Source organism: Pseudomonas sp. V88_4, from assembly GCF_029967985.1.
Classification (GTDB): Bacteria; Pseudomonadota; Gammaproteobacteria; order Pseudomonadales; family Pseudomonadaceae; genus Aquipseudomonas; species Aquipseudomonas glycinae.
The window spans coordinates 196,092-211,232 of record NZ_JASCAF010000048.1; the positions used below are offsets into that span (position 1 = coordinate 196,092).

Annotated in this window: 10 protein-coding genes; 3 read left to right on the top strand and 7 right to left on the bottom strand. The window is 60.8% G+C overall.

What is annotated here, in order from left to right; translation table 11 throughout:
- Positions 1–19 precede the first annotated feature (19 nt).
- From QLG12_RS28180 to QLG12_RS28190, 3 genes are all read right to left on the bottom strand, one after another.
- A complete protein-coding gene (locus QLG12_RS28180; RefSeq protein ID WP_064383409.1) occupies positions 20–961 on the bottom strand; it encodes a rhodanese-related sulfurtransferase in 942 nt (313 codons plus the stop codon).
- Between the two features lie 181 nt (positions 962–1,142).
- The gene (locus tag QLG12_RS28185; protein ID WP_197869147.1) at positions 1,143–1,439 is read right to left on the bottom strand and encodes a BolA family protein; all 297 of its coding nucleotides are present in this window, start codon (positions 1,437–1,439) and stop codon (positions 1,143–1,145) included.
- A gap of 12 nt (positions 1,440–1,451) precedes the next feature.
- On the bottom strand, positions 1,452–1,970 hold the full coding sequence (locus tag QLG12_RS28190) for a DUF2059 domain-containing protein (RefSeq protein WP_011335385.1): 519 nt from the start codon (positions 1,968–1,970) through the stop codon (positions 1,452–1,454).
- A 193-nt stretch (positions 1,971–2,163) separates the two neighbouring features.
- Between QLG12_RS28190 and QLG12_RS28195 the strand changes: the two genes are divergently transcribed.
- On the top strand, positions 2,164–3,558 hold the full coding sequence (locus QLG12_RS28195; RefSeq protein ID WP_011335386.1) for a class II fumarate hydratase: 1,395 nt from the start codon (positions 2,164–2,166) through the stop codon (positions 3,556–3,558).
- Positions 3,559–3,594: 36 nt separating this feature from the next.
- On the opposite strand, the gene QLG12_RS28200 is transcribed toward QLG12_RS28195, so the two are convergent.
- Positions 3,595–4,554 (bottom strand): DMT family transporter, encoded by a 960-nt coding sequence (locus QLG12_RS28200; RefSeq protein ID WP_197869148.1) that lies wholly within the window; start codon positions 4,552–4,554, stop codon positions 3,595–3,597.
- A gap of 215 nt (positions 4,555–4,769) precedes the next feature.
- On the opposite strand from QLG12_RS28200, the gene QLG12_RS28205 reads away from it, so the two are divergent.
- Positions 4,770–4,964 carry a DUF6316 family protein gene (locus QLG12_RS28205; protein ID WP_197869149.1) on the top strand — a complete coding sequence of 65 codons (195 nt, stop codon included), beginning with the start codon at positions 4,770–4,772 and terminating at the stop codon, positions 4,962–4,964.
- Positions 4,965–5,100: 136 nt separating this feature from the next.
- On the opposite strand, the gene QLG12_RS28210 is transcribed toward QLG12_RS28205, so the two are convergent.
- Both QLG12_RS28210 and pap read right to left on the bottom strand, forming a co-directional pair.
- Complete coding sequence (locus QLG12_RS28210) at positions 5,101–6,285, bottom strand: thiolase family protein (protein WP_197869150.1); 1,185 nt, start codon at positions 6,283–6,285, stop codon at positions 5,101–5,103.
- Positions 6,286–6,387: 102 nt separating this feature from the next.
- On the bottom strand, positions 6,388–7,902 hold the full coding sequence (pap, locus tag QLG12_RS28215; RefSeq protein WP_197869151.1) for a polyphosphate:AMP phosphotransferase: 1,515 nt from the start codon (positions 7,900–7,902) through the stop codon (positions 6,388–6,390).
- 172 nt (positions 7,903–8,074) lie between these two features.
- Between pap and mnmC the strand changes: the two genes are divergently transcribed.
- Positions 8,075–10,054, top strand: a complete 1,980-nt coding sequence (mnmC, locus tag QLG12_RS28220; protein ID WP_282475598.1) for a bifunctional tRNA (5-methylaminomethyl-2-thiouridine)(34)-methyltransferase MnmD/FAD-dependent 5-carboxymethylaminomethyl-2-thiouridine(34) oxidoreductase MnmC — start codon at positions 8,075–8,077, stop codon at positions 10,052–10,054.
- A gap of 20 nt (positions 10,055–10,074) precedes the next feature.
- Here mnmC and QLG12_RS28225 read toward each other — a convergent pair whose 3' ends face one another.
- Complete coding sequence (locus tag QLG12_RS28225) at positions 10,075–14,910, bottom strand: NEL-type E3 ubiquitin ligase domain-containing protein (protein ID WP_282475599.1); 4,836 nt, start codon at positions 14,908–14,910, stop codon at positions 10,075–10,077.
- Between the last annotated feature and the right edge of the window lie 231 nt (positions 14,911–15,141).

A 15,141-nucleotide genomic window follows, 5' to 3' on the forward strand; every position in this document is an offset into this window, starting at 1 on the left:
AGCAGGCGTGCAGACATGATTAAGCCTCGGTGGATGCTTGCTTATAGTTGTAGCCGATCGGGTGCGGCATGTTGCGTGCCTTGGCCAGTTCGATCTGCTTCTGGCGGTCGATGGCGCTGCGGCGGGTCTTCTCGCTCAGGGAGTTCCAGCAGTGCGGGCAGCTGATGCCGGCCACGTAATGCTCGGAGGCGCGATCTTCAACACTGACCGGGGTACGGCAGGCATGGCATTGATCGTAGTCGCCTTCGCTCAGGTCATGCCGCACGGTCACGCGGTTGTCGAAGACGAAGCAGTCGCCCTGCCATTTGGTTTCTTCCTGCGGTACTTCTTCGAGGTACTTCAGGATGCCGCCCTTGAGGTGATAAACCTCTTCGAAGCCTTCGCCGAGCATGTAGCTCGACGCCTTCTCGCAGCGGATGCCGCCGGTGCAGAACATTGCGACCTTCTTGTGCACGGCCGGGTCGAAGTGCTCTTTGATGTAGTCAGGGAATTCACGAAAACTGGTGGTTTTCGGATCAATGGCGCCTTCGAAGGTGCCGATCGAGACTTCGTAATCGTTGCGGGTGTCGATCAGCAGCACTTCCGGATCGCTGATCAGCGCGTTCCAGTCCTTGGGCTCGACGTAGGTGCCGACCTTCTTGTTCGGGTCGACGCCTTCGACGCCCAGGGTCACGATCTCTTTTTTGAGCTTGACCTTGGTGCGATAGAACGGCTGCTCGTCGCAGTACGATTCCTTGTGATCGATATCGACCATGCGCGGATCATTGCGCAGCCAGGCCAGCAGGCCGTCGATGCCTTCGCGGCTGCCGGACACCGTGCCGTTGATGCCTTCTTCGGCGATCAGCAAGGTGCCTTTGATGCCGTTATCGACCATTGCTTGCAGCAGAGGCTCGCGCAGGTTGACGTAATCTTCGAGGGTGACGAACTTGTACAGTGCCGCCACGACAATCGGTTGTGTCATGGGTATTTCTCCAGGTGGCTACCCTCGTAAAGGGTGAACCGGATGCGAAAAAAAACGCGCCGGGTGAGCGGCGCGTTGCGGATTCTAGCAAAAAAGCAGCTACCAGCGACGAGCTTCAAGCGGCAAGCCAGAACAAGGCGCCTTTAGCTTGCAGCTTGCCTCTCGAAGCTTGTAGCTGCTTTTAGTGCTTTCCTCCGGCACAGGTCGGTGATGCCGGAGCGGCCCCGACCTCTGCCCATTCCTGCGGGGTGTAGGTGTGCAGCGCCAACGCATGGAACTCGCCCATCAGCTCGCCGAGCGTGCCATAGACTTTCTGGTGGCGCTTGACCCGGTTCAGGCCTTCGAACTGCGCACTGACCACCACTGCCTTGAAGTGGGTCTGCAACCCTCGACTGTGCATGTGGCTTTCGTCCAGCACTTGCAGATGCTCAGGCTGAAGCAGCGCCAGCGTCGATTCGATGCGTTGTTGCATGGTCATCACGAACTCCGCTTACTTCTTCTTGGCTGGAGCTGCGCCTTTCGGTGCCAGCTCGTTGGTCATGTCGTCCAGCAACTTGTTGACCACCGGTACGGCGCTTTCCAGTTTGGCCTGGGTCATCTGGGCCGACTGCTGGGTCAGTTGCGGCATTTTTTCCAGGACTTTCTTGCCCAGTGGCGACTGGTAGAACGCGACCAGATCTTTCAGTTCCTGTTCGCTGAAGTTGCTGGTGTAGAGCTTGACCATGTCCGGCTTCAGCTTGTTCCAGCCGATGGCCTGGTCCAGAGCGGCATTGGCCTTGGCCTGGTAGGTATCCAGCACGGCTTTCTTGGATTCCGGCGCCTTGGTCTGTTCAAAACGCTGGGCGAACATCTGCTGCACCTGCATGTACACCGGAGTGCCCAGCTTGTCAGCGTGCGCCAGGGTCAGGAAAGTTTCGGCACTGGCGTTGTGGCTGGCGGTATCGGCAAGCACCTGGCCGCTGGCGCAGACCAGAGCAACCGCGGTGCAGATGGCACGAAGACGAGTCATCGAGTTTCCTTTTCAGCTAGGCGAGGTAAAACCCCAAGGGCGACCATTCTGCGCCTGAATAACGCTGCGGCTCAACCCCCGGCCCTTGCCGTGCTTGATTGGCGGGGGCCGGCGGGTCAACAATCGAAGGGATGGAACCACCCGGCGTGAGCCGGGCCTAAACTGCGCAAACAGACCAACAGGAGTGTGCACGATGAGCCGTATCGAAACCGACAGCCTGGGCCAGATCGAGGTCCCGGACGACGCTTACTGGGGCGCTCAGACGCAACGCTCGCTGATCAACTTCGCCATCGGTCAGGAACGCATGCCATTGCCGGTACTGCACGCGCTGGCCCTGATCAAGAAAGCCGCGGCCCGGGTCAATGACCGCAACGGCGACCTGCCCGCCGACATTGCCCGCCTGATCGAACAGGCCGCCGACGAAGTGCTCGACGGCCAGCATGACGACCAGTTCCCGCTGGTGGTCTGGCAGACCGGCAGCGGCACCCAAAGCAACATGAACGTCAACGAAGTGATTGCCGGGCGCGCCAACGAACTGGCCGGCAACCCGCGCGGCGGCAAGACGCCGGTGCACCCCAACGATCACGTCAACCGCTCGCAGAGCTCCAACGACTGCTTCCCCACTGCCATGAGCATCGCCACCGCGCAAGCGGTGCAGACCCAACTGCTGCCAGCCATCGCCGAGCTGTCGGGCGGACTGGCCGAACTTTCGGCGCGGCACATGAAGCTGGTGAAGACCGGCCGCACCCACATGATGGACGCCACGCCGATCACCTTTGGTCAGGAGCTCTCCGGATTCATAGCGCAGCTGGATTACGCCGAACGGGCGATTCGCGCGGCGTTGCCGGCGGTCTGCGAACTGGCGCAGGGCGGCACTGCCGTCGGCACCGGGCTCAACTCGCCCCACGGTTTCGGCGAAGCGATTGCCGCTGAACTGGCGGCGTTGTCCGGCCTGCCGTTCGTCACCGCGCCGAACAAGTTTGCCGCCCTTGCCGGTCATGAACCATTGACCACCCTTTCCGGCGCCCTGAAAACCCTCGCCGTGGCGCTGATGAAAATTGCAAACGATCTGCGCCTGCTGGGCTCCGGCCCACGAGCCGGGTTCGCCGAAGTGCGCCTGCCGGCCAACGAACCGGGCAGCTCGATCATGCCCGGCAAGGTCAACCCGACCCAGTGCGAGGCGTTGTCGATGCTGGCCTGTCAGGTGCTGGGCAACGATGTGGCAATCGGTTTCGCCGCCAGCCAGGGTCACCTGCAACTGAACGTGTTCAAACCGGTGATCATCCACAACCTGCTGCAATCGATCCGCCTGCTGGCTGATGGCTGCAGCAACTTCCAGCAGCATTGCATCGCCGGTCTTGAGCCGGATGCCGACGTCATGGCGAAACATCTGGAACGCGGCCTGATGCTGGTGACGGCGCTCAACCCGCACATCGGCTACGACAAGTCGGCGGAAATCGCCAAGAAAGCCTACAGCGAAGGCAAGACCCTGCGCGAAGCGGCGCTGGAGCTGGGTTATCTGACCGATGAGGAGTTCGATGCCTGGGTGCGGCCGGAGAACATGATCGAAGCCGGCGCCAAGGGCTGAGTCATACCGATCCTTCCCGTGCCCCGCACGGGAAGGTCATCCGACCAACAGTTTTGCCCGCCGGGCCTTGAGCCCGGCAATCAACGAAGGCCCCAGCGCCACCAGCGCCGAACCCAGCACCACCAGCACCGCCCCGCCATACCCCAGCAGATTGATTTGCTCGGCATGCACATATTCAGGCCACACCCCCGCCGCCACGGCCACCGCACCGAACGTCACCAACGGCGTGATCGCCAGCGTCGCACTGACCCGCGAAGCCTCCCAGTGCGCCAGCGCTTCGGCAAACGCGCCGTAGGCGATCAGGGTGTTCATGCAGCACGCCAGCAGCAGCCAGCCCTGCAACGGGCTCAGCGACAGCGCTTCGAGCGGACGCACCCAAGGTGTCAGCAACAGAGCGCAGAACAGGTAGATCACCATCATCACCTGCAACGAATTCCACACCGTCAGCAATTGCTTCTGGCCCAGCGCATAGAAGGTCCAGACGGTCGAGGCCAGCAGCACCAGCAACACACCGGCGGTGTAATCAGATAAAGAGGTGAGCAATTCCGCCAGACGCTGATTGAAGAACAACGCAAAACCGATCAGCAGCACTGCCAGGCCAATGCCCTGACCGATACTGAAGCGCTCCTTGAACACGAACAGGCTGGCGATCAGCAACATGATCGGCCCCATCTGCACCACCAGTTGCGCGGTGCCGGGGCTGAGCCGGTTCAGACCCATCAGGTAAAGCACGTAGTTGCCCACCAGCCCGAGCACCGCCATCAGCACCAGCCAGCCGCCCTTCGGCCCCAGCACCTTGCGACTCGGCAAGCGTTTGGTCGCCGCCAGATAAATGAACAGGCAACCGCCGGACACCAGCAGACGAAACCAGGTCACCGTGACCGGGTCCATCACCACCAGCACCTGTTTGAGCTTGATCGGCAGGATTCCCCACAGAAAAGCCGTCAATAACGCCAGGAACATGCCGTACACCCAACGACCCGATGAAACGTGCATGAGAACCCCAAGCGCCAGAGACAGGAGCGCTCATTCTAGGCGCACAGACTCTGCGCGACACAGGGACAGTTGCGCTTCAGCCGCAAATGAAACTGTGCAGGTCGCAGCAGAAAATTGACGATGGGCCGTTGATCGGCCGGCCGGGCAAGGTAAGTGGTTCAGGCATAAGCTCATTGGATCCAGCCCGGGACAACACTCACCAAGGAGACCCCGTCATGTTAGGCATGCGCGCCCAGGACACCGCCCCCGCCACGCACTTTCGCAGCGACCGCGTGTGCCGGGTCAACGGCGAACTGTACTTCAGCACCCGGGAAAATACCCTCGAGGGGCCGTTCGACAGTCCCGAGAAAGCCGAGCAGGAAATCCGCGCGTACATCGCGCGGATGCAATTGATGGATGCCAGCAGGTAGGCCGTGCTGAACCCCATCGCGGGCAAGCCCGCTCCCACAGGCTCGGGGTTGGCCACTGAATTGTGAGCACACTCGAGCACTGTGGGAGCGGGCTTGTCCGCGATTACGATTTGCCGGTCAACGTATCATTCAAGGCCTAGCGTACGGCCTCAAACAACCCGGTCGCGCCCATCCCCCCGCCCACACACATGGTCACGATTCCGTAGCGCAGATTGCGCCGCTGCAACTCGCGCACCAGATGCCCGACCTGCCGTGACCCGGTCATGCCGAACGGGTGACCGATGGAAATCGAGCCACCGTTGACGTTGTACTTCTCGTTGTCGATTTCCAGCCGGTCACGGGCGTACAGGCACTGCGAAGCGAACGCTTCGTTCAATTCCCACAGATCGATGTCTGCTACCTGCAAGCCCTTGGCCTTGAGCAGCTTCGGCACCGAGAACACCGGGCCGATACCCATTTCGTCCGGCTCGCACCCGGCCACGGTAAACCCACGGAAAAATGCTTTCGGCTTGAGCCCCAGTTGCAGGGCTTTTTCCAGGCTCATCACCAGCGTCATCGAGGCGCCGTCGGACAACTGCGACGAGTTGCCGGCGGTCACCGACCCGTCCTCGGCGAACACCGGTTTCAACCCGGCGAGACTTTCATAGGTGGTGTCCGGGCGGTTGCAGTCGTCGCGATCGACGAGGCCGTCGAGGATCTGCACGTCACCGCTGTTTTTGTCTTCAACGCGATACTTCACCGCCATCGGCACGATTTCATCGTTGAACAGGCCGGCTGCCTGCGCCTGGGCGGTGCGGATCTGACTTTGCAGCGAGTAGCGATCCTGGGCCTCGCGGCTGACGCCATATCGGCGCGCAACGACTTCGGCAGTCTGGCCCATGGTGTAGTAGATGCCCGGCGTCTGCTGCTTGAGCAACGGGTTGATCAGGTGATCGGTGTTGACGCTTTTCAGGGTCAGGCTGATCGACTCGACGCCGCCGGCGACGATGATGTCGCTGCAACCCGACGCGATCTGGTTGGCGGCAATCGCAATCGCCTGCAAGCCCGACGAACAGAAACGATTGAGGGTCATGCCGGCGGTGCCGGTGCCCAGTTGCGAGAGCACCGCCACGTTGCGGCCGATGTTGTAGCCTTGGGCGCCTTCGTTGGAGCCGGCGCCGACGATGCAATCCTCGACGCTGGCCGGGTCGATGTCGTTGCGCGAGAGCAACGCATTGACGCAATGGGCCGCCATGTCATCGGGACGGGTCTGGTTGAACTTGCCGCGAAAGGACTTGGCCAGGCCGGTCCGTACGCTGTCGACGATCACCACTTCACGCATGGCATACCTCATTGTTGCAGTCGGTTGAGAGTGGACCGAGCATAAGTCCACCCGATCGCCGACCGCGACAATCATTCACCTCGCGTATGCGGGCCCATCGGTTCAGTCCTTGTGCTTCTTGGCTCGTTTGTCGGACTTTTCAAAAGCCTCTTCCAGGGCACGATTGATCGTGCGCAACACCTTGACCCGGGCCCAGCGCTTGTCATTGGCCTCGACCAGCGTCCATGGGGCAATTTCGGTGCTGGTGCGATCGACCATGTCGCCCACGGCGGCGCGATAGGCGTCCCACTTGTCACGGTTGCGCCAGTCGTCTTCAGTGATCTTGAAGCGCTTGAACGGGATTTCTTCACGCTCCTGAAAGCGCTCCATCTGCGTGTCCTTGTCAATCGCCAGCCAGAACTTGACCACGATCACTCCGGCGTCAGCCAGTTGCTCTTCGAAATCGTTGATTTCGCCGTAGGCGCGCATCCAGTCCGCCGTGCTGCAAAAGCCCTCGACCCGCTCCACCAGCACCCGCCCGTACCAGGAACGATCAAACACGGTGAATTTGCCTCGCGCCGGAATGTGCCGCCAGAACCGCCACAGATAAGGCTGCGCCCGCTCCTCTTCGGTCGGCGCGGCAATCGGCACGATGTTGTACTGACGCGGATCGAGTGCCGCCGCCACCCGGCGGATCGAACCGCCCTTGCCCGCCGCATCGTTACCTTCGAACACGGCCACCAGCGCATGCCGGCGCATGCGCTTGTCACGCATCAGGCCGGACAGCCGCGCCTGTTCGGTGATCAGTTGTTCTTCGTAGTCTTTCTTCTCAAGACGCTGGGTCAGGTCGAGGCTGTCGAGCAGGTTCAACTGGTCGACGGAAGTCCCCAGCGGTGCAGCGTTGACCTCATGGGGATGCACATCGGGACGCTTCAGCGCGTTTTGCAGACCTTCGAGCAGGATCTTGCCGACCGTCAGGCTGCGGTAATACGGGTCGACACCCTCGATGACATGCCACGGCGCGTAATCGCGACTGGTGCGGCGCAACACGCGCTCGCCGTACTTGACGAACTTGTCGTAGGTTTGCGACTGCTGCCAGTCCAGCGGACTGATGCGCCAGCTGTGCAGCGGATCGTCGGCCAGCGCCTTGAGCCGCGCCTTCATCTGCTTCTTGGACAGGTGGAACCAGAACTTGAAGATCAGCGCGCCTTCATCGCAGAACATCTTTTCCATGCGCTCGGCGCCGGCAATCGCCTGATCCAGACGCGGATCCTTGAACAAGCCGTGCACCCTGCCCTGCAGCATCTGGCTGTACCAGTTGCCGAAGAAAATCCCCATCCGCCCCTTGGCCGGCAGCATCCGCCAGTAACGCCAGGCCGGTGGCCGCGCCAGCTCTTCATCGGTCTGTTGATCGAAGGTGCGTACTTCGATCAGGCGCGGGTCCATCCACTCGTTGAGCAACTTCACCGTCTCGCCCTTGCCGGCGCCTTCGATGCCGTTGATCAAAACGATCACCGGGAAACGCTTCTGCTGCTGCAACTCGAACTGGGCTTCAAGCAAGGCTTCACGCAGGGCGGGCACGGCGGCTTCGTAGGTGTCTTTATCGATGGCGTGACCGATTTCAGCGGATTCGAACATGGGACGGCTCCTTCCAGGATTCAGCAAGACTAGCGGATTGGGCTCTGACGCGGCACAGAAATTCCCGCCGGCGGCGGATTGTCCTTGAGTCATCTGCGGCAAGGTTTGCCATGGATCAAGCGCCGCCCGCGTGATCGGCTAGAATGGCCGCCTTGCCGTTGCCGAGCCTGCCATGAAACCTGTAATGCCCCACGCCCAACTCGACTGGGATGACCAGGGACGCCCGCGTTCGCGAGTGTTCGACGATGTGTATTTTTCCGACCAGTCGGGGCTGGATGAAACCCGCTACGTGTTCCTTGAACAGAACCGTCTGGCCGAGCGTTTTGCCGCGTTGTCGGCAGATGGGCGACTGGTGATCGGTGAAACCGGCTTCGGCACCGGGCTGAATTTTCTCTGCGCCTGGCAGTTGTTCGAACAGCACGCGGTGGCCGGTGCGCGACTGCATTTTGTCAGCGTCGAAAAATTTCCGTTGAGCCCTGCCGACCTGCAACGGGCGCTGGCGTTGTGGCCCGACCTGAAGCAATTCTCCGATCAGTTGCTCAAGCATTACGTGGCAATCCATCAGGGATTTCAGCGCATTGTTCTGGATAACGGTCGCGTAACCCTGACCCTGTTGATCGGTGACGCACTGGAGCAGTTGCCGCAACTGGACGGCCAGATCGACGCGTGGTTTCTCGACGGTTTCGCGCCAGCGAAAAACCCCGAGATGTGGACCGCCGAACTGTTCGCCGAACTGGCCCGGCTGGCGGCACCCGGCTCGACCATCAGCACGTTTACCAGCACCGGCTGGGTGCGACGCCTGCTCAACGCCGCCGGCTTCAAGATGAAACGCACGCCGGGCATCGGCCACAAATGGGAAATCCTGCGCGGCGAATTTCTCGGCTGGCCCGAGGGTGTTGCGCCACCTGCGGCGGCAAAACCGTGGTTCGCCCGCCCGACACCGTTGACAGGTGACCGTCGAGCCCTGGTGATCGGCGCCGGTCTGGCCGGTTGTGCCACGGCGGCCAGCCTCGCGGCGCGGGGCTGGCAGGTCAGTCTGCTGGAGCGGCATGACGCGGTGGCACAGGAAGCGTCGGGCAATCCGCAGGGCGTGCTGTATCTGAAACTGTCCGCCCATGGCACGGCACTTTCGCAGTTGATCGTCAGCGGTTTCGGTTACACCCGGCGCGCGCTGGAAGCCTTGCAGCGTGGCACCGACTGGGATGATTGCGGGGTGCTGCAACTGGCGTTCAATGAGAAGGAGCGCGAGCGTCAGGTACAACTGGCAGCCGCGTTTCCCGAAGACCTGCTGCAATGGCTCGATCAACCCGAGGCACAGGCCCGCGCCGGAGTCGGTCTGGCTCACGGCGGTTTGTATTACCCCGAGGGTGGCTGGGTACATCCGCCGGCGTTGTGTCAGGCGCAATCGGCACAGCCGGGCGTCACACTGCTCCCCCATCAGGAAGCCGTCGAGTTGCGCAAAGTGGGCGATCAATGGCAAGCCTTCGACGGTGAACGATTGATTGCAACAGCGCCCGTCGTGGTGCTGGCCGGTGCCGCCGAAATCAAGCGTTTTGCCCAGAGTGGCGAGCTGCCCCTCAAGCGCATTCGCGGGCAGATCACCCGCCTGACGCAGACTGCGCAAAGCCAGGCGCTGGCCACTGTCGTGTGTGCCGAAGGTTATGTCGCACCGGCACGGTGGGGCGAGCACACCCTCGGCGCCAGTTTCGACTTCAACAGCGACGATCTGACCCCGACCACCGCCGAACACCTGGGCAATCTGGCGATGCTCGAAGAGATCTCCACCGATCTGGTCGCGCGCCTGCACGTCAGCGAGCTCGACGCCGAAAGTCTCCAGGGCCGGGCAGCCTTCCGTTGCACCAGCCCCGATTACCTGCCGATAGTCGGCCCGCTCGCCGACCGCGAAGCGTTTACCCAGGTCTACGCCGCATTGAGCAAGGATGCACGGCAGGTGCCGGACATGCCTTGTCCCTGGCTCGACGGACTGTACGTCAACAGCGGTCACGGCTCCCGAGGTCTGATCACCGCACCATTGTCCGGTGAACTGCTTGCGGCCTGGCTGGACAACGAACCGCTGCCCCTGCCCAGAAGTGTCGCAGAGGCGTGTCATACGAACCGGTTTGCCCTGCGGCGACTGATCCGGGGCAAATGAGCGGATCATCGGGAGAATGATCAACCACCGGGCAACACGCAGAGGTTGCCCTCCAGCAGCCGCAACACCTGGTGGGTCAGTTGCTCGAGCAAGGCGCTTTCCGTTCGCTCCTGTCGGGCGGCACACAGGTTCATCTCACTCAGGTAGTCGACCGAGCTGAGTGTTTCAGCCTTCTCGAATAACGCCAGTGCTTCCTGTTGGTGAGGTGCGCGCGCATCGTCGAACTGCCGGGTAAAACTGCTTTTCACGTATTCACTCCAGAAGGGCTGGCGAACCAGAAACGCCAACCACTCGGAAGACAGCTCCGCGGTCTGGATTCGATTGATCGCCTCCACCAGATCCGCTCCTGTCACCTGCGCAAGCGAGGCATAACGCATGTGCGAAGGTTGCCCGGGCAGCTCAAGTGCCTGCGCCAGACCGGAGCGGTAAGCCAGCGTCACTTCCAGAGGATCAGCGGCCGCATGTGCCTGCGTATGTTCGGCTGCGATCCGGTCAATCTGCTCAAGCCGGAACAAACCTCGCGCCAGTTTCATGAGCGCCGCCGCAGAAGACCGTTGCCCCCTTGAGGCACGGGTCACATGGTGCACTTGCACCGCCACTTCCAGGTGGCTGAAGTTCAACGCCGCATTGTCCGTGCAATTGATCGGATTGGCCGCCAGATCGAAAATCTGCTCCCTCAGTTCGGTATCGGCCTGTGTCGCGTCCAGCACCGTCCAGACCCGCCGGGTCATATCCTCGCGTACGCTGGCGGATTCGGCGGAATTGCCCAGTTCCGCCAGTAGACTGAACAGTCCTTCGGCCCTCGTATCATCCTTGATCGCGTTCCACGTCTGCAGATGCCGGGAGCCCTCCTCCCCTCCCGTTTCAGTCAGCCAGATCGAGCGGGCCTGGTTTTCGTCCAGGCGCGCGATATCGTTATCCAGATAGCCCATGCCGACTCCGAAGGTCTTCCGGTAGTCATCGAGGTGAATTCTGCTGGCATCGGAAATCGGGTTGTGACGCAGATTGATGGTTTCACTGAAACGGCGGGGCGTTTCAAAAAGCCAGGCAGGCAGATCGCGTATTTCATTGTCACGCAGGTCCACCCAATCCAGGTTGGGTAGAAACTGCAGGCCTTCGGGCAGTTCTGTGGTGCGGGTGTTGCGCAAGGAGAGGTGAGTCAACTCGAACAGACGACTGACATCCACTGTCGCCCCCAGGGGATTGCCACTCAGATTCAGGCTTTGCAGGGAGTACAACCTGGCCAGTTTCACCAGCGAATGCTCGGTCAATTGAATCCTGTTGTTGGCCAGGCTCAGTCGTTTGAGGTTGGGCATATGCGAAATGACCTCGGGCAACAGGGTCAGTTGATTACGGTCCAGTTCCAGCGATTCGACTTGCCTGAAGGCCTTGAGAAAGTAAGCGGCGTCGTTGTCCAGCTGCATGTCCCGCAGCGACAATTGCCTGACATGATCGAAATTCAGGCCGGTCGGCAAGGTCGGAAACTTGCCGAATTGCATGCCGTCGAGTTTCAGACCGTAGACGGGACGCTGAAAGTCATCGGGCAGGAAAACCAGACGTCGAAAACAGTCTTCGATTTCGAACGCCACGATCTGTCGACACTCGTGTACCTCATTCAGATCGCCGCCCAAGGCCTTCATGGCCGCTTCATCCTCGCTCCAGATGTCCAGAACTTCCTGCAGCCGGCTCAGATCCTCCTGCAACTGCCGAACCCGGATCGCCCTGGTCACTGGGTCGCTGCCCGCCTGGTCAAGAAACTCATTGGCTTGTACGTCAGTCATCAAGGGATAGAGCTTCTTCACTTTGCGCAGCAAACGCTGCGAATGCCTTGCCGGCCCGACGGGCGAATTGGCGAGCGTACACGCAGGCTCGGAAATGGCCGGTGGCATCCGACCGCCTGCCAACACCCGGGCACAGCCTTCACGCTCATCCAAAGCGCTTGCCAACAGTTTATGGCGCAGGCGCCAGCCATCTTCCGGCTTCGGCTGCGCAAATCCGATGGCCTTGCGCTGCCGCATTGGAAGGCCTTTGAGGATCGCGTGATAGACGTCCTCCGGTCCGGGCACCACTTTGCCGAGCGACTTCCTGTCGCTGCCGAACACTTCGTAACCATTGTCGAGTCGGACCAGCGTGCATGAATTCGAATTCAAAAGCGGTTTCTCGCCTGACGTCTCCAGTACCTCACCGTTGAGTGTGTTGGCCCGCAGTTCAAGGTAGAACTCGGTATTCCAGCCAGCGAGCCGGGGTAACAGGCGCAGCGCCAGTTTCCTGGTATCGGCACCGGCGATGTCCGCCAGGTAAAAGCCGGCCAGCGCCCGATCCACACGTACATCGCTCAAGGCCTGACGGGCCCTCTGTGCCAGGCCCATGGGCACCCGCCCGGTGCTGCGCAGGTGCATCCGCTCGACAGTCGGCGTGCGCCTGAGCAATTCTCGCGCATACCGTACCGGCAGACCGGGAAAAGCGCTGTGCAGCTTGACCGACTCACCGGCGAGACCACGATCGAACTGCCGGTACAGGTGCTCGAAAACCGAGCGACGATCAGCCTTGACCGCCGCCCCGATCACTTGCGCCAGCTTGACGCTTGCATCAGCCGGGGCAATGTTCGCACCCACCAATGCTTCGGCTTCCCAGGGGTAGATGCCGTCCAGAACGGTTTGCAGCAACTCGCCTTTTTCCAGTTGCTCATGGCTCACGACAATGCTCAGAGTGTCATCGTCAATTGACACAGGAGGATAGGTCGCGGTGAGACGGCCTTTTTCGTCCACGACCTTGATGTAGCGATCGGTCGGCCAGTTGGCGAGTTCGGGCAACGCGTGCAATTGCTCCTGAACATGACGGGCATCGGTTGCCTCGCCCCGTTCCATGGCGGAAACGAAATCACGCAATCTGCGTTCGATGCCAAAGCGCTCGATCATGTCGCGCAAACGCGGGGGCCACGACAGATTGTCGTCACTCAGACGATGCAACTCTTCGAATCGAGTGTCGGTCAACCGCCGGATCATCTCCAGGCGACTGTCCTCGAACCTGCCCAGGTTCGGGTCTATGCGTCTGAGGGTGTAGGCACCGCTCCACTGCTCGCTTTCCTCCCAGGCATGGCGCCAGCCTCCATGTCGATGGGGCTTGAGTGGCGGAGCGTAAGCATCGGGACGGACAGGATGCCGGATACTCCAGGTATCGGAAGCCGGATCGTGCACCACCTCATAGAAGCGTTGGTCGACACGGGCAAAAAACCTGTCGTCGCCCCGGTACAAGTCCATGACTTCAGAATCGGGGGCAGCCCCCACCGGTAGGGATTGTTCATATGCTTGCAGGTCCGGCTTCCACAACCGTGACTGCCCCTTCCCGTCGAGAATGGCAGTGAATGGCTGGAAGAACTCAGGATGTTTTCGAACCGTTCTGATCGCCAGGGATTTCAAGCCTTTGATGCCGGCCCCCACGACGGCCATCAGGACAAGGTTCTCGGCGACGCTCAGCAGGTGTGAAAACGCTTCCTGACGATCTCCCCGGCTCCAGTCATCGACGCCTTCATATACCTGCGCGAGCATCTGCCCGATGGCAACGCCCATCATCAACTCTCCCAGCACCGGTACGACAAAACCCGCTACGTTAGCCACCGTCATGCCGGCGTCCAGGTAATGCAGCAATCGCGTCCTGCGCGCCTCCTCGTCGACATCTTCAGTCGGTACAGCGAGCACACGGGCATCGAGTTGCAGCTTGCCGACATGACTCTTGAGCATGAACTCGAACAGCGGACCGGGCATCTCCAATTGTCTGACGTGCCCCAGGCTGCCGGTATCTGCGAAAGACTTGAAAAAGTCGAGCCTGTCGCCTTCGCCGATGCAATGGGTGAAATAGCTTCTGTAGCTGCCCACCCTCAGCCTGAACTCGAGATACGCCATGAACGCCGTGAAACGGGCGTACTCGTAAAGGGGTTGATCCGGCTCTCCCGGCATGTAGACCAGGCACCATTGTTCCGGGTCCAGCTCGACCGAAGACTCAGAGAACACCACCACACCCCAGATACAACTGCCGAGCAATTCGATCCCTTGCATGATCAGCGCACGCCCCTTGAACTGAAGGCTTCTGGCAGTAGCAACGCCACCGGCATCAATCAAGCGCTGTATCGTCTGCCCCCCCTCCCGAGAGACGTGTTCCCTCAACATCGCCAGATGCAGGTCCAGTTGCAGCAGTTGTTTTTTCATTGCGGTGATGTCGAGAACCACGGGACCGGTGGCCGCCAGGTTTCCATCCACTTCCTTGACACCGAACACCTGCAGGAAGTGTTGCTGATACCGCTGTCCCAGGTTCAGCTCTCGACAAAAGGCGGCGAACGATGTGGGCGTCAGGCCCGGAACCCCGGCAGGCGCGCTGGAGATCCGTATCACACTGCCCTCGGGGAAATAATCGGGCTGCGCCTCGTCCTCCGTGAAGTTCTGCATCGCGGCCTCGAGCAGCGTGGGCGTGGCGAACGGAATGATCGCCGGACCACCCCCCGGCGGGACCACGGGCTCGCATCCACAGTAATTGCCTGGCAATTGCAGATGATCTTTCTCGACATTGAACACTGCGGGCCATCGGGCGCTCAGCGCGCGGTTCAACACATCAATGCAAAAACTGTTCAGCGGTTGCAGCCGGTGAAGATGCGTCTCGACTTTCCACTGAATGGCCTGCAGATCACGCGCAGCCTTATCCAGCGCGGCCAGTGTGTCGGCACTGGTTTTGAGCAGCGCGGGAGGCAGGTTTTTCTGCAAGGCCTGGGCCGTGTCCAGATCGCCGGTGGCCTCCAGCAAAATGCTCAGTGTCTGTTCTTCCGTGAGGGTGGCCGGTGTCCCCGATAGCGGTGGAGTGGTCATGGGCAATATTCCTTTATTGCTATTGAGTCCCCCCACCCTAGCGATCCCGAGGGCGAATAAAAAACACGAAAACCTGCATGTTTGAGCCGGAAAACCAGCAGCAATCCGTATGTTTTGAATACATATCTACCACCCGTAACCTCAACCCAGATGTTAACGGCCCACCGGTCAGATCGATGTACTTATAACTGATCGTTCTAAAACTCCCACATCCGAGCCGGGTCAGTTTCT